Raw genomic sequence first — 24,933 nt, forward strand, 5'->3', positions numbered from 1 at the left:
TAATATGAATATTTTTGTAGAAACTACTTTCCAATGTGATGCAGAATACTGGGACATGTTTTCTTAATTCTATAGGTTTAGCAATAATGTGGAGATGTGGATTTGTACGAAAAATATAAAAAATTAATTAATTGCATACTGCTTTTAATAATATTTATAATTGTCACAGTACTAATAAAAAATTACTTTAAGCCATTTTTAAGCATTATAGCCTTATTAATATTTTCAACACCTATTTATAATTTTATGTGTAAATATAAAGTATTCAATAAGCGATTAAATGCAATTGTAACAATTATATTAATAAATCTCTTATCTTTTATATTTATAATTTACAGTGGTAATTTTATATTTGAAAAGATTAGATATTTATTTATTAATGTTTTTAACAATTTCACCTTAGATGATTTAGATAGCAGAATTGAGGTTAGTAAATATTTTAAAATTGAGGACGTAATAGAAAAAGCTAAGCTGTCATTATTTTATAATTTCTATAGTGTGGTTATTCAAAGAGGGGCTATATACACTACTGACAGCATTTTATCCTATTTCGTTAGCAATATATCTGTTTACTTTATTTTAGTGGATAAATATGCTATAGTAAAAAGTGCTGAAAAGTTAATAACAACAGAAAAATTAATGCTGATAAGTAAAAAAATACAAGACATTAAAAAAATGATTTCTATTGAGGCTATATTGGTATTACTTACTACTATTCAAACAATTTTTGGCTTTGTTATTTTAGAAATTGATAGTGCTATTTTTTTAGGAATATTATGTGGTGCCTTAGACATATTGCCTTACGTTGGAACTATTTTAATATTTCTACCATTAATAATTTATAAAATTTACTTAAAACAATACATAATAGCACTAGGGTTAGTATTTCTATATATTTTATTGCAATTTAATAGGCAAATAATGGAAACAAAATTTATGAGCACAAAGCTGCAAATACATCCATTGCTGTTACTTCTTTCTATATATATAGGAGGGAAAGTATTTGGAATAGTAGGTCTACTTATGGCACCAATATATGTTTTGGCTGTAAGAGAAATCATTTTGTCGTAGTGGGGAGAGATTTTTTTGAAAAACATTTCAATATTAGGAGCTACAGGTTCTGTAGGAATTCAAACTTTAGACGTTCTAAAAAATGATAGGGAGAATTTTAAACTGTTGGCTGTAACAGCAAATAAAAACTATTCTAAAATAATAGAGATAATAAATGAATTTAACCCTAAATTAGTGGCATTAATGGATAATGTTGCGGCTGAAACAGTAAGAAAATATTGTATTGAACACAATAAAGATATTGAAGTTTTAGCAGGACTTAAAGGATTAACTTCTGCTGCAACTTTAAAAGAAGTAGATATGGTTGTAACTTCTGTAGTTGGAATGATAGGTCTTGTACCAACTATTGAAGCTATAAAAGCAGGTAAGACTATTGCTTTAGCCAATAAAGAAACTTTGGTGGTTGGTGGAAGTATAGTTATAAATGAGGCAATTGAGCATAAGGTGAAAATATTACCTGTTGATTCAGAACACGGTGCAATATTTCAATGCATTGAGGGTAATAATAGTAGTGACATAAGCAAGATATTACTTACGGCTTCTGGAGGACCCTTCAGGGGAAAAAAGAGAGATGAACTTACTGAAATACTTCCGAAGGATGCACTTAAACATCCAAAGTGGAATATGGGAAATAAAATTTCTATTGATTCAGCTACTCTAATGAACAAGGGGCTAGAAGTAATTGAAGCACATTGGTTATTCAGTGTTCCCTATGAAGATATTGAGGTAGTGGTGCATCCACAGAGTATAATTCATTCAATGGTTCAATACTGTGATGGAACTGTACTTTCTCAAATGGCTACTGCTGATATGAGACTTCCAATACAATATGCCTTGAATTACCCTAAAAGAGGTAAAAGGATAATAGATAAATTGGATTTCTATAGTTTAGACAAATTAAGCTTTGAAAAACCTGATATAGATACCTTTGGTTGTTTAAAACTTGCTTATGAAGTTGGAAAAAAAGGAGGTAATTTACCTACAATTCTAAATGCTGCTAATGAGGTTGCTGTAGAGTTGTTTTTAAAAAATAAAATTAATTTTCTTGAAATTGAAGATATTATAAAAGACTCATTGGAAAAGTTTCAATACAGGAAAGATATTGACATAGATATTATTTTAGATACGGATGTAAAAGTAAGAAGTTATGTAGATAAAAAATATAATGTTTAAGGAGGGATATTTTTGTATTTTATAGCTGCAATAATTGCCTTTGGTGTATTAATTTTAATACATGAACTTGGACATTTCACAATGGCAAAACTCAATGGTGTAGTTGTGGAAGAGTTTGCCATTGGTATGGGACCAAAGCTATTTAGCATTAAAGGAAAACAAACTCAATATTCTATAAGGATATTACCTTTTGGAGGATATGTAAAAATGCTTGGAGATCAAGAAAAAAGCGATGATCCGGGGGCATTTAATAATAAATCTCCACTTCAAAGACTTAGTATAGTAATTGCTGGGCCAGTTATGAATCTTATATTAGCTATTGTACTGTATTCTGTAATAGGTTCTTTAGGAGGTTTTCATTTACCTATTGTAGATAAAACTGTTCCAAGTAGCCCAGCTGAGGCAGCAGGAATTAAGTCAGGAGACCAATTGATAAGTATAAATGGTTCTAGAATATTAACCTGGGAGGATTTTGCTGTAGGGGTAGGCCTTGCAAAGGATAAACCTATAAATTTAACAGTGAAACAAGAGGGTACATTAAAGAAATACACACTACAATCCATAGTAGATAAGGAAACTAAAACACGTATAGTAGGAGTGTATCCTACTGCGGTTACATCTCCAACAATTTTACAATCCATTGGATATGGCTTTAGGGAAACTATATCCATGATAAAGCAAGTATTTATAAGTTTTAAAATTTTATTTACAGGTGGAGCGTCTATAAATGACGTAGGAGGTCCCGTTACAATAATAAAGATAACCCGTCAAGCAGCTATAGCTGGACTTATACCACTTTTAACCATAGTAGCATTCCTTAGCTCACAATTGGGGATACTTAATTTAGTGCCTTTCCCAGCTTTAGATGGTAGTTACGTTTTAGTATGCTTATATGAAATAGTAACAGGTAAAGCAGTAGATGAAAATAAGGTAAGTTTTATTAATACAATTGGATTTACTATATTAATGGCCTTTATGGTACTTATAATTATAAAGGATATAGTTTTACCCGTTAATTTTTAGGAGTTGATACAAATGAAAAGATTAGATACTAAGTGTGTTAAAGTTGGTAATATATATATAGGCGGTAATAATAAAATAACAGTTCAGTCCATGACAAATACAGATACTAGAGATATAGAAGATACAGTAAATCAAATTTTAAAACTAGAAGCTGCTGGATGTGACATAATAAGATGCGCTGTACCAGATGAAGCAGCAAGTGAAGCTATAAAATCCATAGTTAACAAAATACACATACCACTAGTAGCAGATATACATTTTGATTATAGATTAGCTCTAAAATCAATAGAAAATGGTGTTTCTGCTCTTAGAATAAATCCTGGAAATATTGGTAGTGTAGATAAAATTGAAATGGTGGCTAAAGCTGCTAAAGAAAGAAGTATTCCCATTAGAATAGGTGTTAATTCTGGTTCGCTTGAAAAAGAATTATTAAATAAATATAAAAAAGTATCTGCAGAAGCACTGGTAGAAAGCGCTTTAAATCACGTTAATATACTTGAAAATCTAAATTTTGATGATATTGTAATATCTATAAAATCTTCAAATGTATTAATGATGATTGACAGCTATAGAAAAATATCAGAAAAAGTAAAATATCCACTACATGTAGGTGTAACAGAAGCAGGGACTATATGGAGAGGGACTATAAAGTCCAGTATAGGTATAGGTACTCTTTTATGTGAAGGTATCGGTGATACCATAAGAGTCTCTCTAACTGGAGATCCTGTAGAAGAAATTAAAGTGGGAAAGGAAATATTAAAATCTATTGGATACCTGTCAAAGGGAATTCAATTTATTTCCTGTCCCACTTGTGGTAGAACTCAAATAAATCTTATAAAAATTGCACAAGAGGTGGAAGATAAACTCCAGCATTGTGAAAAAGATATTAAGGTAGCCGTTATGGGATGCATTGTAAATGGTCCTGGGGAGGCAAGAGAAGCCGATATTGGTATAGCAGGTGGCAAAGGAGAAGGACTTATATTTAAGAAAGGTAAAATTATAAAAAAAGTTAAGGAAGAATATCTTGTGGAGGAACTTATAAAGGAAATTGATAAGTTAGATTAAGTCATCTTCAAAAAATAACTGGTCAGCATACTAGTATCTTTGACTGGTTATTTATTTTCAGATGCTAACAAGAATTGGAGGAGATTCTATAAGATTGCCAATAAATTCTTTGGCTGGTGTAGGAACAAATGCGGCAAAAAATATAGTAGAAGCTGCAAAGCTCGGAGAATTTATTTCGAAGGAAGACTTAAGATTAGGAGCTAGGGTTTCAAAAAGTGTAGTTGAAACTTTAGCTGAACATGGATGCCTTGAAGGACTTCCTGAAACCAATGAGCTATCCATTTTCAATATGTAAATAGGCCAAAATAGTAATTATTACATTATATATAGTCTAATCTGCTCTTTTCGAAAATCTAATGTTAATTTTTTTATTGAAATTAACAATTTGTTGTGATAGAATGATTGGAGGTAATCTTTTACTTATAATTTTTGCAAAAGAGTGGGATAAAAGCCCGCTCTTTCTATTTGTAAGCGCAACTATAGTTGCGTTTTTCATTAATAGAGATAAATTTTATTTAATGATAGTTTTGTTATCATTAAGTTTAAAAAAATCATTTGCAAATTTATCCGATGACTACCCACTCTAATACTCCCATCTGATTCAAAGTGGGAGTAAAGAGTGGCTACGTCCCTGGGACTTACCCTAAAGGACAACGAGTTCTAAGTATCACAAACCGATACTAAGAACTCTGTTAGTAAGCATCAGAGGCCATAAACAAAACTCAACCTGATGCCAAGAATTCTGTTTATAGTTGTTATATCTATATTAAAAAAGGAAATAGCACATTAGCTGCTTATGGGATAAATATATTATATGAAAAATGCAAAAGATATTGGTAAGGAGGGAAATTAATTGGAAAATGAGAACTTAATTAATAATTTAATAAATTTGTTTAAACCAATAGTTATGGAATTAGGTTATGAGTTTTATTATTTGGAGTTTGTGAAAGAAGATGGAGAAAATTATCTTAGAGTATATATAGATAATAAAAATGGAATTGGCTTAGATGATTGTGAGAAAGTAAGTAGGAGAATAAGCGAAATTTTAGATGGAGAAGATCCCATACCAGATAGTTATTATTTAGAAGTATCTTCTCCAGGTATATTTAGAACTCTTTTTACAGATGAACATTTAAATAAATATATAAATTCAAATATTAGTTTAAATCTGAATAAATTGTATGAAGGAAAAAGAAAATTTGAAGGAAAGCTTATTAAATTTAATTCAAATAATATTATAATTGATTATAAAAACATTGATTTGTCAATACCTAGAGATATTATTGATAAAATTATTTTAAAAGGGGAGCTTGAGGAGGTTTAAATAAAAATGAATGAAGAATTTATCAGTGCATTAAAGGAAATTGTTAAAGAAAAAGGTATAAGTGAGGACTTATTATTTTCTACAATTGAAGATGCATTAGTAGCAGCATACAAAAAGAATTATGCTAAAATAGCAGAAAATGCACACAATGTAAAAGTTACTATGGATAGAGAAAAGGGGGATATTCACGTTTATTCTCAAAAAACTGCTGTAGAAGAAGTTTTTGATGATATAAATGAAATATCCTTAGAAGAAGCAAAACTTAAAAATCCTAGATATCAAATAGGTGATTTGGTTGATATAGAAGTTACACCAAAAACTTTTGGAAGAGTAGCAGCTCAATCTGCAAAGCAAGTTGTTGTTCAAAGAATTAAAGAAGCTGAAAGAAGTATAATATATAATGAGTTCTCTGAAAAAGAATTTGATATTATTACGGGGATTGTAATAAGAAAAGATAAGGGTAATGTACTTGTTGATCTTGGTAAAATTGAGGCTGTATTAAGTCCAAATGAACAAATACCTGGAGAAGATTACGTATATAATACAAGGATAAAATTATATATTGTTGAAGTCAAAAATACAACCAAAGGTGCTCAAGTAGTTGTTTCAAGAACTCATCCTGGCCTTGTAAAAAGATTGTTTGAATTAGAAGTCCCAGAAATCTATGAAGGTATAGTTGAAATAAAATCAATATCAAGAGAGGCTGGCTCAAGAACTAAAATAGCAGTTTATTCAAATGATGAGAATGTAGATCCTATGGGAGCTTGTGTCGGAACTAAAGGAATAAGAGTTCAAAATATTGTTAATGAGCTTAGAAATGAAAAAATTGATATCATTAAGTGGAGCAAATTTCCAGAAGAATATATAGCAAATGCCTTAAGTCCAGCAAAGGTGATTGATGTATCTATTGATGAAGACAATAAAAGTGCTAAAGTTATTGTTGATGAAGGGCAACTTTCATTAGCAATAGGCAAAGAAGGTCAAAATGTAAGACTTGCAGCTAAACTTACAGGTTGGAAAATAGACATTAAAAATAAAACACAAGTTGAAAGTCTAAATAAATCTATTGAAGAATAGAGGTGTTTATTATGGTTATAAAAAAAATACCTAAAAGAATGTGTACTGGATGTATGGAAATGAAACCTAAAAAAGAACTGCTAAGAATTGTTAGAACTAAAGACGGAGAAGTTTCAATAGATTTTACAGGTAAAAAGGCCGGTAGAGGTGCTTATATTTGCAAGAATATAGATTGTTTTGAAAAGTCAGTAAGAGCAAAGAGGCTTTCAAAAAGTCTTGAAACAGATATTAGTGACGAAATTTATTCCAAACTAAAGGATGAGATTATAAATGGAGAAGGATAAATTTTTGAAATTTTTAGGTCTTGTGAAAAAATCTGGCAGATTAAAAGAAGGTTACAACAAATGCGAGGAAACAATAAAAGCTGGAAACTCAGAACTTGTAATAATTTCAGTGGATGCATCTTTAAATACAAAGGACAAATTTAATACATACGCTAGTAGATTTCATACGGAGATCATTGAACATTTTACTAAGGAAGAACTAGGTACTGCCTTAGGAAGGCCAGAAATTAATATACTTTGTATTACTGATAAAAATATGAGTAAAAAACTTTTAGAGTTGTGGCAGAAAAAAATATAATCGGGGGTGACTGATTTGTCAAAATTAAGAGTTCATGAATTGGCAAAAGAGTTAGATATTTCTAGTAAGGATTTAATAAATTTACTTTTAGAGGAGTTTAGCATAGAAGTGAAAAATCATATGAGTACAATAGATGATGAAGATGCTGAACTTATAAAAGAATTTTTCGCTGATAATGATAAACGAGATTTTGCTGAAAGTGCTATAGAAAAAAAAGATAATATAGTGGAAGAATATGAAGAGATTTTAAATGATAGCATAAAAGAGGCAAAGCACAAAAAGAATAAAAATAAAAAGTCAGAATATGAATCGGATAGAATTACTAAGGAAGAGACAGCAGAAGACGAGATTGTTATTGAGATAGATAAGACAATAACTGTAAAAGAACTTTCGGATAAAATAGCAAGTCCAACGTCAGAAGTTATCAAACAATTAATGTTTATGGGAGTTATGGCAGCTATAAATCAGGAAATAGATTTTGAAACAGCTGAAAAATTGTGTGAAAAATTTAATGTTGTTGCCATGCTTAAAGAAGATAAGGATGATAATGAATTTGCCGAAATAGATAGTGAATCAGATAATGATTTATTATTAGAAAAAAGACCACCAGTTGTTACTGTAATGGGTCATGTTGATCATGGTAAAACGTCCCTATTGGATGCTATAAGAAAAGCTAAAGTAACAGAAACAGAAGCTGGTGGAATTACTCAACACATTGGTGCCTATGTTGTCAATATAAATGGTGAAAATATAACCTTTTTAGATACACCTGGCCATGAAGCCTTTACTGCAATGAGAGCCAGGGGTGCCCAAATTACAGATATAGTTATACTGGTAGTTGCTGCTGATGATGGTATAATGCCTCAAACTAAAGAAGCTATAAATCACTGTAAAGCTGCAAATGTACCAATAATTGTAGCTATAAATAAAATTGATAAGCCAGGTGCTAATCCTGATAAAGTGAAACAGGAACTTACTGAACATGGTCTTGTTGCTGAAGACTGGGGTGGAGATGTAATATGTGTGCCGGTTTCAGCAAGAACCAAAGAAGGTATAGATAATCTACTTGAGATGATAATATTAACAGCAGAAATTCAAGAATTAAAAGCGGATCCAAGCAGAAAAGCTAAAGGTGCTGTAATTGAATCTAAATTAGATAAAGGAAGAGGTCCAGTAGCTTCTCTCTTAGTACAGAATGGTACTCTACATGTAGGAGATTCCATATTAGTTGGTTCAACTTATGGGAGAATAAGGGCTATGTTTGACGACAATGGTAAAAAGATAAAAAAAGCTGGTCCTTCAATACCGGTTGAAATACTTGGTCTTTCAGATGTACCTTCTGCTGGAGATAAATTCAATGTAATCAGAGATGAAAAGACTGCAAGAACTATGTCAGAAAAGAGAAAAGAAAAACTTAGAACTGCTTCTTTAAACTCAAATCATAAAGTGTCTTTAGAAGATTTATACAGCCAGATACAGGAAGGAAAGGTTAAGGAGCTTAATATCATTATTAAAGCTGATGTACAGGGATCCATTGAAGCTTTAAAACAATCTCTTGAAAAACTTTCTACAGAATCTGTAAAGGTAAGGGTTATTCATGGTGCCGTTGGAGCTATAACAGAAACAGATGTAACTCTTGCCAGTGCTTCAAATGCCATAATAATAGGCTTTAACGTAAGACCTGACACTAATGCAACTAATACTGCTGAAAAAGAAGATGTAGACATAAAAACTTACAGAATAATATATAATGCTCTTGATGACATTAAAGCAGCAATGATAGGTATGCTTGAGCCAGAATTTAGAGAAGTTATATTAGGTAAAGTGGAAATTAGGCAGGTATATAAAATATCCAGCATAGGAACTGTTGCAGGATGTTATGTACTTGATGGGAAAATAACAAGAAACAGCAGCATTAGAATTATAAGAGAAGGTATAGTTATACTTGAAGGAGAGCTTGGATCCCTCAAGAGATTTAAAGATGATGCTAAAGAAGTTGCTGCAGGTTATGAATGTGGTCTTACAATAGATAAATTTAATGATATAAAAGAAGGAGATATTCTTGAGGTATTCGCTATGGAAGAAATAAAGCCTAAAGAATTATAAGACAAAGGGGAGAGTTCTATGGTTAAATACAGAGGCGGAAGAATTAATGAAGAAGTAAAAAAGGCCGTCAGCAGTATTATTCAAAATGAAATAAAAGATCCAAGACTTAATACACTTATAAGTGTTACTAAAGTTGAGGTTACCAAGGATTTAAGATATGCCAAGGTGCTTGTAAGTATACTTGGGGATGATAAAGTAAAAACTGAAAGCCTAAATATTCTCAGAAAAAGTGCAGGTTTTATAAGAAGAGAGGTTGGTCATAAAGTCAGTTTAAGATTGACGCCAGAAATAATTATTGAACTTGATAATTCTATTGAACAGGGAATGCATATAGATTCTATTCTTGAAAAGATAAAGGAGACCAGTAAAAATGATAATTGATGAAATTATTAATGTACTGATAAAAAGTAACAAAATTTTTGTTACTTTTCATCAGTCTCCAGATGGTGATTCTTTAGGGAGTTCCTTGGCTTTAGTTAATGGACTTAGATCAATAAACAAGGATATATCTATAGTTAGAAGGAGGCTATACCTGAGACTTTTTCTTTTTTAAACTTCAGTAGTGAAATAGATGGCAGTGTTAAAAATGTACCCTCTAATGGAGACTGTTTAGTGGCACTTGATTGTGGAAATGTAGCTAGACTGAATTGTGATATAGATTTTAATAATAAAAAATTTACAGTAATGAATATAGATCACCATCTATCAAATGAACATTATGGAGATTTGAATTATGTAGATACCAAAGCAGCTTCTGTTGGAGAAATAATTTATGAATTGCTTACAAAAATGAACATAAATATAGATACTAAAATTGCTGAATGTATATATACGTCAATATTAACAGATACAGGCTCCTTTAGACATTCAAATACTACCTATAATACACATTTAATTGCTGGTAATTTAATAAATACTGGATTGGATTTTAGTTCTATACATAGAAAAATATTTGATAACAAAAGATTTGAAATAATAAAACTTCAGGGTCTTGTAATTGACAGCTTATATCTTAATAAGGCTAAAAGTATTTGTGTAATGAAACTTACTAAGGATATGTTTAGTAAAGTGGGAATTGAAGAATGTGATAGTGCTGAAGTTATCTCCATTGGATTAAGGATTGACAGTGTGGAAGCTGCTGTTCTCCTGAAGGAAACAGAAGATGGAGTTAAAGTTAGTCTAAGATCAAAGAATTACATTGATGTAAGAAAAGTAGCCGAAAAATTTGGCGGTGGTGGACATATAAGAGCTGCAGGCCTAAAAATAATAAATAGTAATATTGAAGAAGTGGAAAAAGTGATTGTAAAAGAACTAGAAAAAGAGTTGATATAATGGATGGTATACTTAATATATATAAAACTACTGGTATAACTTCTTTTGATGTGGTAAGAATGGTACGTAAATTAAGTAAAATGAAAAAGGTTGGACATACAGGTACATTGGATCCTTTAGCTACAGGTGTTTTACCTATTTGCCTTGGAAAGGCCACAAAACTTGTTGATTATATAATGGATGACTTTAAAGTATATGATACAATTTTAAAGCTTGGGTTTACTAGTGATACTTATGATAAAGAAGGTACAGTAACTAAAGTTAATGATGTGAATGTATCAGAAGAGGAGATACTTAATGTTATACATTCCTTTATAGGAGTTATAGATCAAGTTCCACCTATGTATTCAGCATTAAAAGTGGGGGGAAAAAGATTATATGACCTAGCAAGAAAGGGTATTGAAATAGAGCGGGATAGTAGAAAAATAACTATATATGATATAGCTATTACAGAAATTAAAATACCCTATGTACACTTTAAAGTTAAATGTTCTAAAGGAACCTATATTAGAAGTCTCTGTAATGATATAGGTTTAAAGCTTAAATGTGGAGCCTTAATGTGGAATTTGGAAAGAACGGCTACTGGCGCTTTCGCAAAGGAAGATTCTATTAGCATAGAGGATTTAACTGAAGAGAACTTAAAAGATCATTTAATTTCCATGGATACTGCTTTGCATAGATATAAAAAAATATATTTTCATGAGGACTTAGAAAAACTACTTATAAATGGGGTTACTATTAAAAATCCTTTATTAATAAGTAATATTCCAGATAAAGAATTGTGCAGAATATATCTAAAGAATAAAAAATTTATTGGCGTAGGTATGAAAAATGAGATTGGATTTAAAATAGTTAAATTATTAACTTAGGAGTAAGTGATTATGATTGTTTTACAGGATAATTTTAAAACAAAATTAAAATATAATACTTTTATAGCATTGGGTAGTTTTGATGGTCTTCACAAAGGACATATGACATTGATTAATAAAGTATTGGAACTATCTAGGTCAAGCAACAATGCTAAAAGTATGGTAAATACTTTTGAAAATCATCCCTTAACTATAATTGATAAAAATAAAGTTCCAAAACTTATAATGGACAATAATACTAAAGCTGAAATTTTAGAAGAATTAGGTATAGATATAGTGAATTTTTCATCATTTAATGAGGAAATGATGAAAATGTCCCCCGAGGATTTTATAGTTAATATGATTAAATGCTACAATCCTATAGGACTTGTAGTTGGCTTTAATTATAAATTTGGTCATAGAAATCTCGGAGATATTAAATTGCTGCAGAAATTAAGTGAAAAGTATAATTTTAAACTGTATATAATAAATCCCATTGAATATAATGAAACCGTAATTAGTAGTACTAGAATAAGAAATACCATTGGTAATGGTAAAATAGAGGATGCAAACAATATGTTATTAAAGCCATATATGCTTAAAGGAAAAGTTATATATGGTAAACAATTGGGAAGAACTATTGGTTTTCCTACAGCAAATTTAGAATACAACAAAGATTTTGCTATTCCTAAAAGAGGAGTTTATTATACTTTAGTTAAATATGAAGGAAAAATATATAAAGGTATAACCAATATAGGTACAAATCCAACTGTTGGTATAAACGAATTAACTATAGAGACTTATATGTTAGATTTTAATGCTGACATATATAATAAAAATATAAAAGTATATTTTATAAATAGAATAAGAGATGAAGAAAAATTTAATTCCCTAGAAGAACTTAAAAAACAACTAGAAAAAGATAAAAAATTTGCAAAATTGAGAAATATTAAAATTAAATTGTAAAAATACATTTACAATTTAATTTTAATTTGATATAATTTAATGTAGTAACCTTTTTCTAAGATTATTGATTGACCGACGATATTCTTGGAATAAGGGGATAATATTTTGGAGGTGTCAAAATGGATAAATTGACAAAAGAATCTATTATTAAAGAACACAGCAGACATGAAGGTGATACTGGTTCTCCAGAAGTTCAAATAGCTTTATTAACTGAGAAGATAAATCACTTAAATGAGCATTTGAAAATTCATAAAAAAGATTTCCATTCAAGAAGAGGTCTTCTGATGATGGTAGGTCAAAGAAGAGGTCTTCTAAATTACTTAACTAAGAAAGATATTGAAAGATATCGTGCTATTATTAAAAAACTTGGATTGAGAAAATAATCTAATAGAGCGGTTTAAACCGCTCTATTATTTTAGTGCTATAAGCATTGTAAGAAAATAATAGTCATCAGTATTGGTTTGTTTTGTGTTATACTGTATTTGTAGAATGCTTTCATAGTATTGTTACATAAGCTTCCATACAAGATATCCAGGGTATACTTCTTATGTATTGTTTATTTTCCAGTGTTTTGATACATATAAAATTTTGATTATTACAATAATATATAATATAATACATTGCTATTTATTAAAGGAGGTAGATGTATGAATCACGTACTTGAAGCTACCATTGCGGGCAGAAATATCAAGGTGGAGTTTGGTAAAATAGGTATGCTCTCAGATTGTGCCATTTTTATGAGTTATGGCGAAACTGTTATTTTAATAAATGTTAACGCCTCAGAATCACCTAGAAATGGTATAGATTTCTTCCCATTAAGTGTTGAATATGAGGAAAGATTATACTCTGTAGGAAAAATACCTGGAGGTTTTATAAAAAGAGAAGGAAGACCATCAGAAAAAGCTATATTACATGCTAGGGCAATAGATAGACCATTAAGACCACTTTTCCCTAAAGGTTATAGAAATGATGTCCAAATTGTGTGTACAGTAGTATCTGTTGAGCAAGATAATGTGCCAGATATATTGGCTATGAATGGTGCGTCAATGGCACTATGTTTATCAAGTATTCCTTTTACTACACCTGTTGCTACTGTAGCAGTAGGTATGATTGAGAATGAATTTATATTAAACCCAACTACTCAGCAGAGAAAAGAGAGTATATTAAGTTTAACTGTATGTGCAACAAAAGAAAGAATTATGATGATTGAAGCTGGTGGAGAAGAAATACCTGAAGATGTCATGATTAATGCTATAGATTTTGCATTTAATGCTTGTCAGGAAATTGTAGCTTTTCAGGAAGACGCAATGAGGCAATTTGGAAAAGAAAAAATTGAGCCTAAACTGCACAAAGTTGATGAGGCTATAGAAGAGGATATAAAAAACTTTGCCTTTGATATGTTAAAAGAAGCTATGTATATCACTGATAGAGATAAGCGAAATGAAGTGTTAAAAGGTATAAATGAAAAACTTCAAGAGGAGTTTAGCGAAAAATATCCAGATAATACTGCTGAAATAGGTGAAGTAGTATATTCAATACAAAAGGGAATTGTCAGAAATATGCTGCTGAATGAAGACAGACGACCTGATGGAAGAAATTTTGATGAAATAAGAAAAATTAGCTGTGACGTAGGTATATTACCAAGAACTCACGGAACTGGTCTATTTACAAGAGGATTAACTCAAGTTATGACTGTAGCTACTATAGGCGCACTTGGAGATGTTCAAATATTAGATGGACTTGGAACAGAAGAATCAAAAAGATATATGCATCACTATAATTTCCCATCTTATTCTACAGGTGAAGTTAAACCTTTAAGAGGCCCAGGAAGAAGAGAAATCGGCCATGGAGCCCTAGCAGAAAAGGCCTTAGAACCTCTCATTCCTTCAGAAGAAGAATTTCCTTATACTATAAGATTAGTTTCAGAAGTTCTAAGTTCAAATGGATCAACTTCTCAGGCTAGTGTATGTGGAAGTACTTTAGCTCTTTTAGATGCTGGGGTTCCTATAAAAAGACCAGCAGCTGGTATAGCTATGGGTCTTATAACTAGTGAAGATTTATCAGAAGAAAAGGTTATTACAGATATACAGGGACTTGAGGATTTCTTTGGTGATATGGATTTTAAAGTTGCTGGTACAGAAAAAGGAATAACATCCATCCAAGTAGACACAAAGATTCATGGACTTTCAAAATACTGTATAGAACAGGCCATAACTGGTGCAAGAAAGGCTAGACTTACAATACTTGAAAAAATTAATGATTGTATTCCAGAAGCTAGGAAAGAATTATCTCCTTATGCTCCAAGAGCTTATACTATAAATATACATCCTGATAAAATTAGAGATGTTATCGGTGCTGGTGGAAAGACTATCAATAAAATTATAGCTGAAACTGGAGTGAAAATTGACATAAATAATGACGGAAAGGTTTTTGTTATGTCAAATGATGGAGAAAGTGCCAATAAAGCACTTAAGATGATAGATGATTTAACTAAAGATGTAAAGGCTGGAGATATATATTTAGGTAAAGTTACTAAAACAACTAATTTTGGAGCTTTTGTAGAAATATTACCTGGTAAAGAAGGCCTTGTCCATATTTCAAAACTGGATGTAAGCAGAGTAAATAAGGTAGAAGATATAGTATCTACAGGGGATGAAATATTAGTAAAAGTAACTGAAATAGACAATCAGGGAAGAATTAATCTTTCGAGAAAAGATGCTATAGCAGAATCTAAATCGGAAGAAGCTAAAGATGAACAGTAAAGATAGAAGGGCAACAGTGCCTTTTTATTTTTGTCCGATGACTACCCACTCTAATACTCCTACCTTTTTCAAAGTTGGAGTAAAGAGTGGCTATGTTCCTGGATAACGATTTACCCTAAAGGACAACGATTTCTAAGTATCAAAAATACTGATACTAAGAACTCTGTTTATATAAGTTTTTAATAAATTATTTTTTAAAATCAATTTATATTGTAATTACTTCTTTAAAATAATCATAGCTTTTATATATAGGATATAGATTCTATAAAAATTTTATATTTATGAGGTGATTATTTTGAATAATGATATAAATAATATTAAACTATATAGTGAAATTGAAAAATATGAAATTATCAATGTAAATGATGGTGAAAAATATGCTGCTCTTTCAAACAATGATATAATAATAGATGATGATGGGAATATGAAATTATTGATCCTAAATGAAAATAGATCTGGTTTAAGCTTTTTTAATAAAAGTGATTTTTTAGAAGTTTCCTGGCAATATGTAAAGAAAATAGGAACTAGAACTATAATAATAGATGTAGAGGATAATGATTTAAAAAAATCTCAATTATAATATTACATTAAATAATGTATACATTTCAGTCTATATGTACAAAATATTTATAGACTGGGAGTGATATTTATGGGCAAGACCAAAGATAAGAAAAATGAAAAAAAAGAGAATAATGAACAGCTTGAAAATGTAAAAGAGCTAGGTGTTGATGATCTACCTGAAGAAGACGAAAGAATATATGTATTACCTATAATAGGTCAAGTTGAAGGTCATACAGTTCTTTCTCCTCAAACTAAAACAACCAAATATGAGCATGTAATACCTCAATTGGTTTCAATAGAGCGAAGTAAAAGTATAGAGGGAGTATTAATAGTTTTAAATACTGTGGGCGGCGATGTTGAAGCAGGCCTTGCTATAGCTGAAATGATTAGAAGTTTGAGTAAGCCTACTGTTTCATTAGTTATTGGAGGAGGACATTCTATTGGCGTTCCATTAGCTACTGCTGCAGATTATTCTTTTATATCTCCAAGTGCAACAATGATTATTCATCCAATAAGAATGAATGGTCTTATAATTGGAGTACCTCAAACCTTTGAATATTTTAATAAGATGCAGCAGAGAATAATTGAATTTATTGCAAGAACTTCAAAAATAGATAAAGATACCATTAAAAAATTAATGATTCAAAGCGACGAATTATTAAATGATATGGGAACTATACTTATTGGAAATCAGGCAGTAGACTATGGATTAATAGATGATATTGGTGGTATAAAAGAAGCATTAGAAAAATTAGAGCAAATGATTCAAAAGCAACAACCATAGGCACTTTTCCTATGGTTAATTTATTTATTTTGAAAATAATATTTATTAGATAAAAAGGATATTTGCCATAAATGTAGAATAAACAATTGGAGGTGAATTCATTGCCAAGGAGAAGAAATGTAAAAAATAATACTTCAAATGAAAATTCAACTTTAAACAGCGATATTGCAGGTGTAGTATTAATATGCTTCGGTATATTTATAGTATTCAGTCTTTTTTTCACTAATACAAGTGGTATATTGGGAAAGGGAATGAGAAAATTATTATTTACTACAATAGGCATGGGCTCCTATGTTTTCCCATTTATCTTAATAATAATTGGCATAGGTTATATGGTGAAAAGGGGAAATATAGGATATAATAAAAAGTTTTTTGGAATTATTCTTTTTATAATAAATACTCTTCTTATTATTACAATGATAAATTTAAATGATTATTATATTAATGGACAAGTAATGGAGGGTGTTCAAAAAATATATGACACTGATAGCATAATACATGGTGGAGTGATTTCTTATATGATAGATATTCCAATATTAAAACTATTTGGTAAAGGATGTTATGTGCTATTCTCCTGCATTTATATAGTTTCTTTTGTACTTATATCAAAAAAATCATTGGGGGATGCTTTAAAAAAAACTCTTCTCGTCATTAAGAATAAAAGACAGAGTGCTGATAAAGTAGAAGAATGCAATATTGTAGAAGAGGATAATAATAATGTTGTAAAAGGCGCTTTAAATAAGATAAAAGTTATGGATTTTTTAAAAAATACATCTCCTGTAAATGAGAATAAAGCCATTTCTGAATCTGAAATTCAAATAAGGGATAGTAATGATAAAGAAACTGCTGCAAAAGATATAAGTGAAGAACTTGAAAAAGAAATTGAAGATAATTCCATTCAAAGTATTAATGGGGATTATGAACTTCCAACTATAGATTTACTAAATGAAAATGAATTGAGCAAATTAAAGAGAAGTGATAAGAAAGAGCTTCTAACGAGTGCAACAAAATTAACAGATACTCTAAATAGTTTTGGAGTAGATGCAAAAGTAATTCAAGTTACGAAAGGACCTTCCGTAACTAGATATGAGCTTCAGCCAAGCGCAGGAGTGAAGGTAAGTAAAATAGTGAATTTAGCTGACGACATAGCTCTAAATTTGGCTTCTGCTGGTGTGAGAATAGAGGCTCCAATTCCCGGAAAAGCAGCTATAGGTATAGAAGTTCCAAATAAGGACTTAACCCCTGTATATTTACGTGAAGTTATAGAGTCAGATGCTTTTATCAATACAAAATACAAATTAGCATTTTGTCTTGGTAAGGATATAGGTGGAAACTGTGTCGTATCCGATTTAAGTAAAATGCCTCATATGCTTATTGCAGGTGCTACTGGTTCAGGTAAAAGTGTATGTATTAATACTCTAATAATAAGTATTTTATATAAATACCTGCCTGATGATGTTAAACTACTTATGATTGATCCTAAAGTAGTTGAGCTTAGTATATATAATGGTATACCGCATCTTTTGATTCCTGTAGTAACTAACCCCAAAAAGGCAGCAGGCGCCCTTAGTTGGGCTGTAAATGAAATGACAAGGAGATACAAAATATTTGCTGATAATAGTGTGAGAAATATAGAGGGATATAATGAATTATTTTATAAGGGTAGAATAGACAATAAATTGCCCTGGGTAGTTATAATAATTGATGAGCTTGCAGATTTAATGATGGTATGCCCAAATGATGTAGAAGATTATATAGGAAGACTAGCTCAAATGGCTAGAGCAGCGGGAATGCATTTGGTTATTGCAACTCAAAGACCTTCTGTGGATGTTATTACAGGAGTAATAAAGGCAAATATTCCTTCGAGAATATCTTTTGCAGTATCCAGTCAAATAGATTCTAGAACAATACTTGATACAGCTGGAGCTGAAAAACTTTTAGGTAAAGGTGATATGCTATTCTATCCGGTAGGAGAATCTAAACCCTTAAGAATACAGGGAGCTTTTATATCTGAGGAAGAAGTTGAAAAAGTTGTAACCTTTATTAAAAATCAAAATCCAAAATCTGAATATAGAGAAGAAATAATTGAAGAAATAAATAATAGCTCATCAGATTCTAAATCATCAGATGAAGATGAATTATTAAATGAAGCCATAAAAATTGTGGTGGAATCAGATCAAGCCTCTACTTCATTAATACAGAGAAAACTTAGAATAGGATATAATAGAGCTGCTAGAATTGTTGAACAATTAGAAGAAAAGGGGATTATATCAAAAAGAGATGGAAGCAAACCTAGAAATATCTTGATAAGTAAGGATGAAATAGGAAATTTATAATATTTCCCAGGGAATATTTGTAATAAAAAAATTCTTGTGAAATTAAATTTTTAGCTATAAAATGAGTAGTGTTGATATAAGGCATCTTCAAAAAATAACTATCCAGTATGCTAGTCTATTTCGTATCATACCGCGTCAGCAGAACCTTCTGATAGTACCCACTATCATCAGAACCTGTTTCTTGTATGATTCAAAATATCCGTTGCATCTTTGATTTGTTATTTATTTTCAGATGCCTACGTAGGAGGATTTCATGTGAATAAACTAAATTTTGGACTGATAAGTTTAGGCTGTGATAAAAATAGAATTGATTCAGAGACTATACTTGGGGATATTAAAGACAATTATGAAATAGTAAATGACCCTAAAAAAGCTGATATAATTTTGGTAAATACTTGTGGATTTATTGAGGCCTCAAAGCAAGAATCTATAGATACTATTTTGGAAATGGCAGAATATAAAAATAAATATAACTGCAAAATGCTTATAGCCACTGGATGTTTAACACAAAGATATGGAAATGAATTATTAAATTTAATGCCTGAATTAGATTTAATTCTTGGGGTAAATGATTATAATAAACTTAATCAGGCTATTGGAAATTTTTTTAATGAGGGTGGAAAAAAACAAAGTTTATGTAATTATAGTGATGAAAATATAAATGGGGGAAAAAGAATTGTAACTACTGGATCCTTTAGTGCTTATGTAAGAATATCTGAAGGCTGCAATAATTCCTGCTCCTATTGCATAATTCCTAAAATTAGAGGAAAATATAGAAGCAGAACAATGGAAGATATTATTGAGGAATGTATTGAACTGAGTGAACAGGGTATTAAAGAAATAATACTTGTAGCCCAGGATACTACAAGATATGGATTGGATATTTACAATAAAAAAATGCTTCCTGAGCTTCTTAGAAAAATTAGTGAAATTAAATCTATTCAATGGATAAGAATACTCTATTGTTATCCTGAAGAAATAACAGATGAATTAGTAGCTGAAATTTCTACTAATGACAAAGTATGTAAGTATATAGATATACCAATACAGCATATTAGCAATAATATACTTACAAAAATGAAAAGACATACAAAAAAAGAAGAGATAACTAAATCAATATTAAATTTAAAAAGTACAATAAAAAATATATGCCTCAGAACATCAATAATTGTAGGCTTTCCTGGCGAAACAGATGAGGATTTTGAGGAACTAAAGGATTTTATTAAATATATTAAATTTGATAAATTGGGAGTTTTCATGTATTCAAGAGAAGAGGAAACAGAAGCTTTTTATATGCCAAATCAAATAGATGAAGCTGTAAAGAAACAGAGGCAGGAAGAATTGATGCTAATTCAACAGCAAATATCAAAAGATATAAATAAAACAAAAATTGGTAGAATATATAATGTTATTATAGAAGGAAAAAATAATAATAACTTTTGGTATGGAAGAAATTATGAAATAGCTCCGGAAATAGATGGTGAAATTTTTTTCAAATGTGATAGAATATTAAATGTAGGTAATTTTATTAACGTAAAAATTATAGATAGTCTAGAATATGATTTAATAGGGGTTGTATGTGATGAATCTTGCTAATAAACTAACTGTAATAAGAATAATCTTAGTTCCTGTTTTTTTGATTTTTATTACTGTGAAGGGAATTCCTTATGGTAGAAGTATTGCCACTACTGTTTTTATTATAGCTGCTCTTACAGATAAATTAGATGGTTATATAGCTCGAAGTAGAAATCAAATAACACGTTTTGGAAAATTAATGGATCCTTTAGCAGATAAGCTCTTAGTATCTGCTGCTTTAGTATCTCTAGTGGAATTTCATATACTAAACAGTTGGATTGCTATTATAATAATTGCAAGGGAGTTTGCAGTTACAGGACTTAGATCAATTGCTGCTGCAGAAGGCATTGTATTAGCTGCTAGTTGGTGGGGCAAAATAAAAACTGTTATACAAATTGTTGCTATTGTATGTGCGCTAATAAATTTAAATATACGTCATATTAATTTTCTACATAATTATTTTCCTGTTGATTTGGTATCATTATTTGAGTACTTAACTAATATAACTATGTTTTTAGCTGTTATAATTACTGTAATTTCTGGTACTGACTATTTTGTAAAGAATCGAGAAATTATAAGAGCAGATAAATGAATAAAAAAATTAATTGTGTCCATAATTTTACTATAAATAAAGTTCCTGTGAAAAGCAGGAACTTTATTTATCCGATGACTACCCACTCTAATACTCCCATTGAACTCTGTAAAAGAGGGAGTAAAGAGTGGCTACGTCCCTGGATAACGATTTACCCTAAATGACAACGAGTTCTAAGTATCAGAGGTCATAACCAAAAACTCCACCTGATACCAAGAACTCTGTTTATAGTATTGACCTTGTTTAAAATTTGTTATATAATTTACATAGAACAAATGTTCGATATGAATGAAAGGCTGGTGAACCCCTTAGGGGATATATATGGATAATGAAAAATTTAAAGCACTAGAAGCTGCCTTAGGACAAATTGAAAAACAATTTGGTAAGGGCTCTATTATGAAACTTGGAGAACATAGTGTATTGGATGTAGATTCAATATCAACAGGTTGTTTATCTTTAGATATAGCATTGGGAATAGGTGGAGTGCCAAGAGGGAGAGTTGTAGAAATATATGGACCTGAATCCTCTGGTAAAACTACAGTAGCCCTTCATGTTATAGCAGAAGCTCAAAAATCAGAAGGTACTGCTGCTTTTATTGATGCTGAACATGCCTTAGATCCTGCTTATGCAAGAAGGCTTGGAGTTGATACGGAAAATTTAATAGTTTCACAGCCAGATACTGGAGAGCAAGCTCTAGAAATAGCTGAAGCCCTTGTAAGGTCTAATGCAATAGATGTAATAGTAGTGGATTCTGTTGCTGCTTTAGTTCCTAAAGCTGAAATAGAAGGTGAAATGGGAGATTCACATGTTGGTCTTCAGGCAAGACTTATGTCTCAAGCCCTTAGAAAGCTTGCAGGAGCTATAAATAAATCAAAATGTGTAGTTATATTTATAAATCAATTAAGAGAAAAAGTCGGAGTTATGTTTGGAAGTCCAGAGACAACTCCCGGTGGAAGAGCTTTAAAATTCTATGCTTCCGTGAGAATGGACATTAGAAGAATAGATTCTATAAAGCAGGGTGATGAAATAATTGGTAATAGAACTAGAGTAAAGGTAATAAAAAATAAAATAGCTCCTCCATTTAAGCAAGCTGAATTTGATATAATGTATAATGAAGGAATTTCAAAAGAAGGAAATATTGTTGACGTTGGAGTTAAAGAAGAAATAATTCAAAAAAGCGGTGCCTGGTTCTCCTATGGAGAAGTAAGACTTGGTCAAGGTAGAGAAAATGCTAAACAGTATTTAAAAGAAAATCCGGATATAGAAATTGAAATAGAAACTAAAATAAGAGAAAAAAATGAGTTGCCTATAAAAAAATCAAATTCTGATACTGATGATACGGATGAAAAGTTAGAAAAGGATAAAAAATTATCTAAAGCTTAACACTATAAAGTGTATAATTTTTATTCATATTAAATATAATAAAAGCACTATAAAAATTATTAAAATAATTTTTATAGTGCTAATTTTAAACAATAATTTAATTTTATGTATAAATTAACATAGTTAAATTTTATAAACTTGACAGCAATCTTAAATTAATATACAATTAATTTAAATACAAATACTGGTTTAGCATATTCAAATGATTGCCAATTGAATAAATATGACACCTTTTCAAAGCTTTCATTCTACAATTTTATGAAGCTATATAAGCAAAGGAGGTGTTTGCGGCAATGGGACTACTTAAATATTGGATGATAATTGTCGTTGTACTGGTAATTCTGGTGGTTATAATTGAACTTTATATTAGAAAAAAATATTCTTGGGCTAAAATATCTAAAGCTGAAGAAGATGCAAAAAATATAAGGGATGAGGCTAGCAGAGAAGCTGAATCGATGAAAAAAGAGTCCATTTTAGAAGCAAAGGATGAAGTTCATAAGCTTAGAATTGATTTTGAAAAAGAATCAAGAGAGCGAAGATCTGAGATCCAAAGATTAGAAAGAAGAAATATTCAAAGAGAAGAAGCTCTAGATAAAAAGAGTGAATTAATTGAGAAAAAAGAAGGTAATTTAAACGCACGTGAAAGTGCAGTGGAAGAAAAGGAAAAGAGCATTGAAGAATTATATCAAAACCAAAGGAAAGAAATTGAGAGACTTTCAAATCTGAGTTCTGAAGAAGCGAAAGAATTGCTACTTGAAGAAGTTCGTAAAGAAATAAAACATGAATCAGCAGTTATGATTAAAGAGATTGAAACAAAAGCTAAAGAAGAAGCCGATAAAAAGGCTCGAGAAATCATAACTTGTGCAATACAGAGATGTGCTGCAGATCATGTAGCAGAGTCAACAGTTTATGTTGTGTCTTTACCTAATGATGAAATGAAAGGTCGAATAATTGGAAGAGAAGGCAGAAATATTAGGGCCTTGGAAACCCTTACCGGAATTGATTTAATAATCGATGATACACCAGAAGCAGTCATACTTTCTGGCTTTGATCCTATAAGAAGAGAAGTTGCAAGAATAGCCTTAGAAAAATTAATATTGGATGGTAGAATTCATCCTGCTAGGATTGAAGAAATGGTTGAAAAAGCTAAAAAAGAAGTAGAAAACAATATAAAAGAAGAAGGCGAGCAAGCCACTTTCGAAACTGGTGTTCATGGTTTACATGCAGAACTTATAAGACTTTTAGGAAGATTAAAGTACAGAACAAGTTATGGCCAGAATGTTTTAAAGCATTCTGTAGAAGTATCGTACTTAGCTGGATTTATGGCATCTGAACTTGGTATAGATCCAACCCTTGCAAAAAGAGCAGGTTTACTACATGACATAGGAAAAGCAGTAGATCATGAAATTGAAGGACCACATGCTTTAATCGGTTCTGAAATAGCAAAGAAGCATCATGAATCTTCTGTTATAGTAAATGCAATTGGGGCTCACCATGGTGATATAGACCCTCAATCACTTGAAGCTATACTTGTTCAAGCGGCAGATGCTATATCTGCTGCAAGGCCTGGTGCAAGACGAGAAACTTTAGAAGCATATATAAAACGTTTGGAGAAGTTAGAAGAAATTTCAAACTCATACGAAGGTGTAGAAAAGTCATATGCCATTCAGGCTGGAAGAGAAATTAGAATAATGGTTAAACCAGAAAGTGTTGATGATGCAGGAGCATCAGAAATGGCAAGGAATATTGTTAAGAGAATAGAAAGTGAATTAGAGTATCCTGGTCAAATTAAAATTAATGTAATAAGAGAAACTCGAGCAGTAGATTATGCAAAATAAATATATATTATTATTTTCCTCTATACTTATAGAGGAAAATTTTGATTGTGATAAAAATTCCTTTGATTTTTGTAAAAATTAAAGGAATTTTTTATACAATGTAGAATAATATACCTATAGGTTTGAATATCTAAAATTACTATTTTTAATTGAACTTTAGGAGGGTTATTATGGAAGTATTAAAAGTTTCAGCAAAATCAAGTCCAAATTCAGTAGCAGGCGCTCTAGCAGGGGTACTAAGAGAAAGAGGAGTTGCAGAAATACAAGCTATCGGAGCTGGTGCAATAAATCAAGCTAATAAAGCCATAGCTATTGCAAGAGGTTTCGTAGCTCCTAGTGGAATAGATTTAGTATGTATACCAGCCTTCACGGATATTGAAATAGATGGTGAAGAAAGAACAGCCATAAAGCTTATTGTACAACCTAGATAGGGGAAGTTTAAGTTTTTTTATTGAATATTTTAACAAAAGGGCTTGGTATTATTCTTCAAGTCCTTTTATTTATTTATTAAATATGTTAAATTATAAATTGTATG

General features: G+C 30.6%; 22 protein-coding genes and 2 pseudogenes. All 24 read left to right on the forward strand.

What is annotated here, in order from left to right; all coding sequences use genetic code 11:
• Positions 1 to 96: 96 nt before the first annotated feature.
• Positions 97 to 1,071 carry an AI-2E family transporter gene (locus CLOPA_RS12195; protein WP_242834193.1) on the forward strand — a complete coding sequence of 325 codons (975 nt, stop codon included), beginning with the start codon at positions 97 to 99 and terminating at the stop codon, positions 1,069 to 1,071.
• A 15-nt stretch (positions 1,072 to 1,086) separates the two neighbouring features.
• Entirely contained in the window at positions 1,087 to 2,244 is a 1,158-nt protein-coding gene (locus tag CLOPA_RS12200) for a 1-deoxy-D-xylulose-5-phosphate reductoisomerase (protein WP_015615743.1), read from the forward strand.
• Positions 2,245 to 2,256: 12 nt separating this feature from the next.
• The gene (locus CLOPA_RS12205; RefSeq protein ID WP_015615744.1) at positions 2,257 to 3,267 is read left to right on the forward strand and encodes a M50 family metallopeptidase; all 1,011 of its coding nucleotides are present in this window, start codon (positions 2,257 to 2,259) and stop codon (positions 3,265 to 3,267) included.
• 12 nt (positions 3,268 to 3,279) lie between these two features.
• Positions 3,280 to 4,332: a flavodoxin-dependent (E)-4-hydroxy-3-methylbut-2-enyl-diphosphate synthase gene (ispG, locus tag CLOPA_RS12210; RefSeq protein WP_015615745.1), complete on the forward strand. Its 1,053-nt coding sequence runs from the start codon at positions 3,280 to 3,282 to the stop codon at positions 4,330 to 4,332.
• Between the two features lie 73 nt (positions 4,333 to 4,405).
• A pseudogene (locus CLOPA_RS12215) lies at positions 4,406 to 4,627 on the forward strand (DNA polymerase III); the annotation flags it as partial.
• 558 nt (positions 4,628 to 5,185) lie between these two features.
• Positions 5,186 to 5,656 (forward strand): ribosome maturation factor RimP, encoded by a 471-nt coding sequence (gene rimP, locus CLOPA_RS12220; protein WP_015615746.1) that lies wholly within the window; start codon positions 5,186 to 5,188, stop codon positions 5,654 to 5,656.
• 6 nt (positions 5,657 to 5,662) lie between these two features.
• A complete protein-coding gene (nusA, locus tag CLOPA_RS12225; RefSeq protein WP_015615747.1) occupies positions 5,663 to 6,733 on the forward strand; it encodes a transcription termination factor NusA in 1,071 nt (356 codons plus the stop codon).
• Between the two features lie 11 nt (positions 6,734 to 6,744).
• Complete coding sequence (gene rnpM / locus CLOPA_RS12230; protein ID WP_015615748.1) at positions 6,745 to 7,017, forward strand: RNase P modulator RnpM; 273 nt, start codon at positions 6,745 to 6,747, stop codon at positions 7,015 to 7,017.
• On the forward strand, positions 7,004 to 7,315 hold the full coding sequence (locus CLOPA_RS12235) for a ribosomal L7Ae/L30e/S12e/Gadd45 family protein (protein WP_015615749.1): 312 nt from the start codon (positions 7,004 to 7,006) through the stop codon (positions 7,313 to 7,315). The genes rnpM and CLOPA_RS12235 overlap by 14 nt, the downstream gene beginning before the upstream one ends.
• A 15-nt stretch (positions 7,316 to 7,330) precedes the next feature.
• Entirely contained in the window at positions 7,331 to 9,421 is a 2,091-nt protein-coding gene (gene infB / locus CLOPA_RS12240) for a translation initiation factor IF-2 (protein WP_015615750.1), read from the forward strand.
• Positions 9,422 to 9,439: 18 nt separating this feature from the next.
• Positions 9,440 to 9,802: a 30S ribosome-binding factor RbfA gene (gene rbfA, locus CLOPA_RS12245; RefSeq protein ID WP_015615751.1), complete on the forward strand. Its 363-nt coding sequence runs from the start codon at positions 9,440 to 9,442 to the stop codon at positions 9,800 to 9,802.
• Positions 9,792 to 10,753: pseudogene (locus CLOPA_RS12250) on the forward strand (DHH family phosphoesterase). Before rbfA ends, CLOPA_RS12250 begins: the two are co-directional and overlap by 11 nt.
• Positions 10,753 to 11,622, forward strand: coding sequence for a tRNA pseudouridine(55) synthase TruB (gene truB, locus CLOPA_RS12255; RefSeq protein ID WP_015615752.1), 870 nt, complete (start codon positions 10,753 to 10,755; stop codon positions 11,620 to 11,622). The pseudogene CLOPA_RS12250 and the gene truB overlap by 1 nt, the downstream one beginning before the upstream one ends.
• A 12-nt stretch (positions 11,623 to 11,634) precedes the next feature.
• Entirely contained in the window at positions 11,635 to 12,567 is a 933-nt protein-coding gene (locus CLOPA_RS12260; RefSeq protein ID WP_015615753.1) for a bifunctional riboflavin kinase/FAD synthetase, read from the forward strand.
• 119 nt (positions 12,568 to 12,686) lie between these two features.
• Complete coding sequence (rpsO, locus tag CLOPA_RS12265; RefSeq protein WP_015615754.1) at positions 12,687 to 12,950, forward strand: 30S ribosomal protein S15; 264 nt, start codon at positions 12,687 to 12,689, stop codon at positions 12,948 to 12,950.
• 264 nt (positions 12,951 to 13,214) lie between these two features.
• Positions 13,215 to 15,329, forward strand: coding sequence for a polyribonucleotide nucleotidyltransferase (locus CLOPA_RS12270; RefSeq protein WP_015615755.1), 2,115 nt, complete (start codon positions 13,215 to 13,217; stop codon positions 15,327 to 15,329).
• Positions 15,330 to 15,624: 295 nt separating this feature from the next.
• The gene (locus tag CLOPA_RS12275; RefSeq protein WP_015615756.1) at positions 15,625 to 15,909 is read left to right on the forward strand and encodes a YlmC/YmxH family sporulation protein; all 285 of its coding nucleotides are present in this window, start codon (positions 15,625 to 15,627) and stop codon (positions 15,907 to 15,909) included.
• A 69-nt stretch (positions 15,910 to 15,978) separates the two neighbouring features.
• Entirely contained in the window at positions 15,979 to 16,674 is a 696-nt protein-coding gene (locus CLOPA_RS12280; RefSeq protein ID WP_015615757.1) for a ClpP family protease, read from the forward strand.
• Between the two features lie 101 nt (positions 16,675 to 16,775).
• Positions 16,776 to 19,010, forward strand: a complete 2,235-nt coding sequence (locus CLOPA_RS12285; RefSeq protein ID WP_015615758.1) for an FtsK/SpoIIIE family DNA translocase — start codon at positions 16,776 to 16,778, stop codon at positions 19,008 to 19,010.
• A gap of 255 nt (positions 19,011 to 19,265) precedes the next feature.
• Complete coding sequence (rimO, locus tag CLOPA_RS12290) at positions 19,266 to 20,606, forward strand: 30S ribosomal protein S12 methylthiotransferase RimO (RefSeq protein ID WP_015615759.1); 1,341 nt, start codon at positions 19,266 to 19,268, stop codon at positions 20,604 to 20,606.
• Positions 20,593 to 21,177 carry a CDP-diacylglycerol--glycerol-3-phosphate 3-phosphatidyltransferase gene (pgsA, locus tag CLOPA_RS12295; RefSeq protein WP_015615760.1) on the forward strand — a complete coding sequence of 195 codons (585 nt, stop codon included), beginning with the start codon at positions 20,593 to 20,595 and terminating at the stop codon, positions 21,175 to 21,177. Before rimO ends, pgsA begins: the two co-directional genes overlap by 14 nt.
• Before the next feature lie 321 nt (positions 21,178 to 21,498).
• Positions 21,499 to 22,560, forward strand: coding sequence for a recombinase RecA (gene recA, locus CLOPA_RS12300; RefSeq protein ID WP_015615761.1), 1,062 nt, complete (start codon positions 21,499 to 21,501; stop codon positions 22,558 to 22,560).
• A 293-nt stretch (positions 22,561 to 22,853) separates the two neighbouring features.
• Entirely contained in the window at positions 22,854 to 24,398 is a 1,545-nt protein-coding gene (gene rny / locus CLOPA_RS12305) for a ribonuclease Y (protein WP_015615762.1), read from the forward strand.
• A 170-nt stretch (positions 24,399 to 24,568) separates the two neighbouring features.
• Positions 24,569 to 24,829: a stage V sporulation protein S gene (locus tag CLOPA_RS12310; RefSeq protein WP_015615763.1), complete on the forward strand. Its 261-nt coding sequence runs from the start codon at positions 24,569 to 24,571 to the stop codon at positions 24,827 to 24,829.
• The last annotated feature ends 104 nt before the right edge of the window (positions 24,830 to 24,933 follow it).

Origin of the sequence: Clostridium pasteurianum BC1 (genome assembly GCF_000389635.1) — a bacterium.
Classification (GTDB): Bacteria; Bacillota; Clostridia; order Clostridiales; family Clostridiaceae; genus Clostridium_I; species Clostridium_I pasteurianum_A.

What these genes read in the sequence shown, in the direction of transcription:
- ispG (WP_015615745.1), top strand. Translation starts at nt 3,280, where the DNA reads ATGAAAAGATTAGATACTAAGTGTGTTAAAGTTGGTAATATATATATA.
- nusA (WP_015615747.1), top strand. Translation starts at nt 5,663, where the DNA reads ATGAATGAAGAATTTATCAGTGCATTAAAGGAAATTGTTAAAGAAAAA.
- rnpM (WP_015615748.1), top strand. Translation starts at nt 6,745, where the DNA reads ATGGTTATAAAAAAAATACCTAAAAGAATGTGTACTGGATGTATGGAA.
- CLOPA_RS12235 (WP_015615749.1), top strand. Translation starts at nt 7,004, where the DNA reads ATGGAGAAGGATAAATTTTTGAAATTTTTAGGTCTTGTGAAAAAATCT.
- rbfA (WP_015615751.1), top strand. Translation starts at nt 9,440, where the DNA reads ATGGTTAAATACAGAGGCGGAAGAATTAATGAAGAAGTAAAAAAGGCC.
- truB (WP_015615752.1), top strand. Translation starts at nt 10,753, where the DNA reads ATGGATGGTATACTTAATATATATAAAACTACTGGTATAACTTCTTTT.
- CLOPA_RS12260 (WP_015615753.1), top strand. Translation starts at nt 11,635, where the DNA reads ATGATTGTTTTACAGGATAATTTTAAAACAAAATTAAAATATAATACT.
- rpsO (WP_015615754.1), top strand. Translation starts at nt 12,687, where the DNA reads ATGGATAAATTGACAAAAGAATCTATTATTAAAGAACACAGCAGACAT.
- CLOPA_RS12270 (WP_015615755.1), top strand. Translation starts at nt 13,215, where the DNA reads ATGAATCACGTACTTGAAGCTACCATTGCGGGCAGAAATATCAAGGTG.
- CLOPA_RS12280 (WP_015615757.1), top strand. Translation starts at nt 15,979, where the DNA reads ATGGGCAAGACCAAAGATAAGAAAAATGAAAAAAAAGAGAATAATGAA.
- pgsA (WP_015615760.1), top strand. Translation starts at nt 20,593, where the DNA reads ATGAATCTTGCTAATAAACTAACTGTAATAAGAATAATCTTAGTTCCT.
- recA (WP_015615761.1), top strand. Translation starts at nt 21,499, where the DNA reads ATGGATAATGAAAAATTTAAAGCACTAGAAGCTGCCTTAGGACAAATT.
- rny (WP_015615762.1), top strand. Translation starts at nt 22,854, where the DNA reads ATGGGACTACTTAAATATTGGATGATAATTGTCGTTGTACTGGTAATT.
- CLOPA_RS12310 (WP_015615763.1), top strand. Translation starts at nt 24,569, where the DNA reads ATGGAAGTATTAAAAGTTTCAGCAAAATCAAGTCCAAATTCAGTAGCA.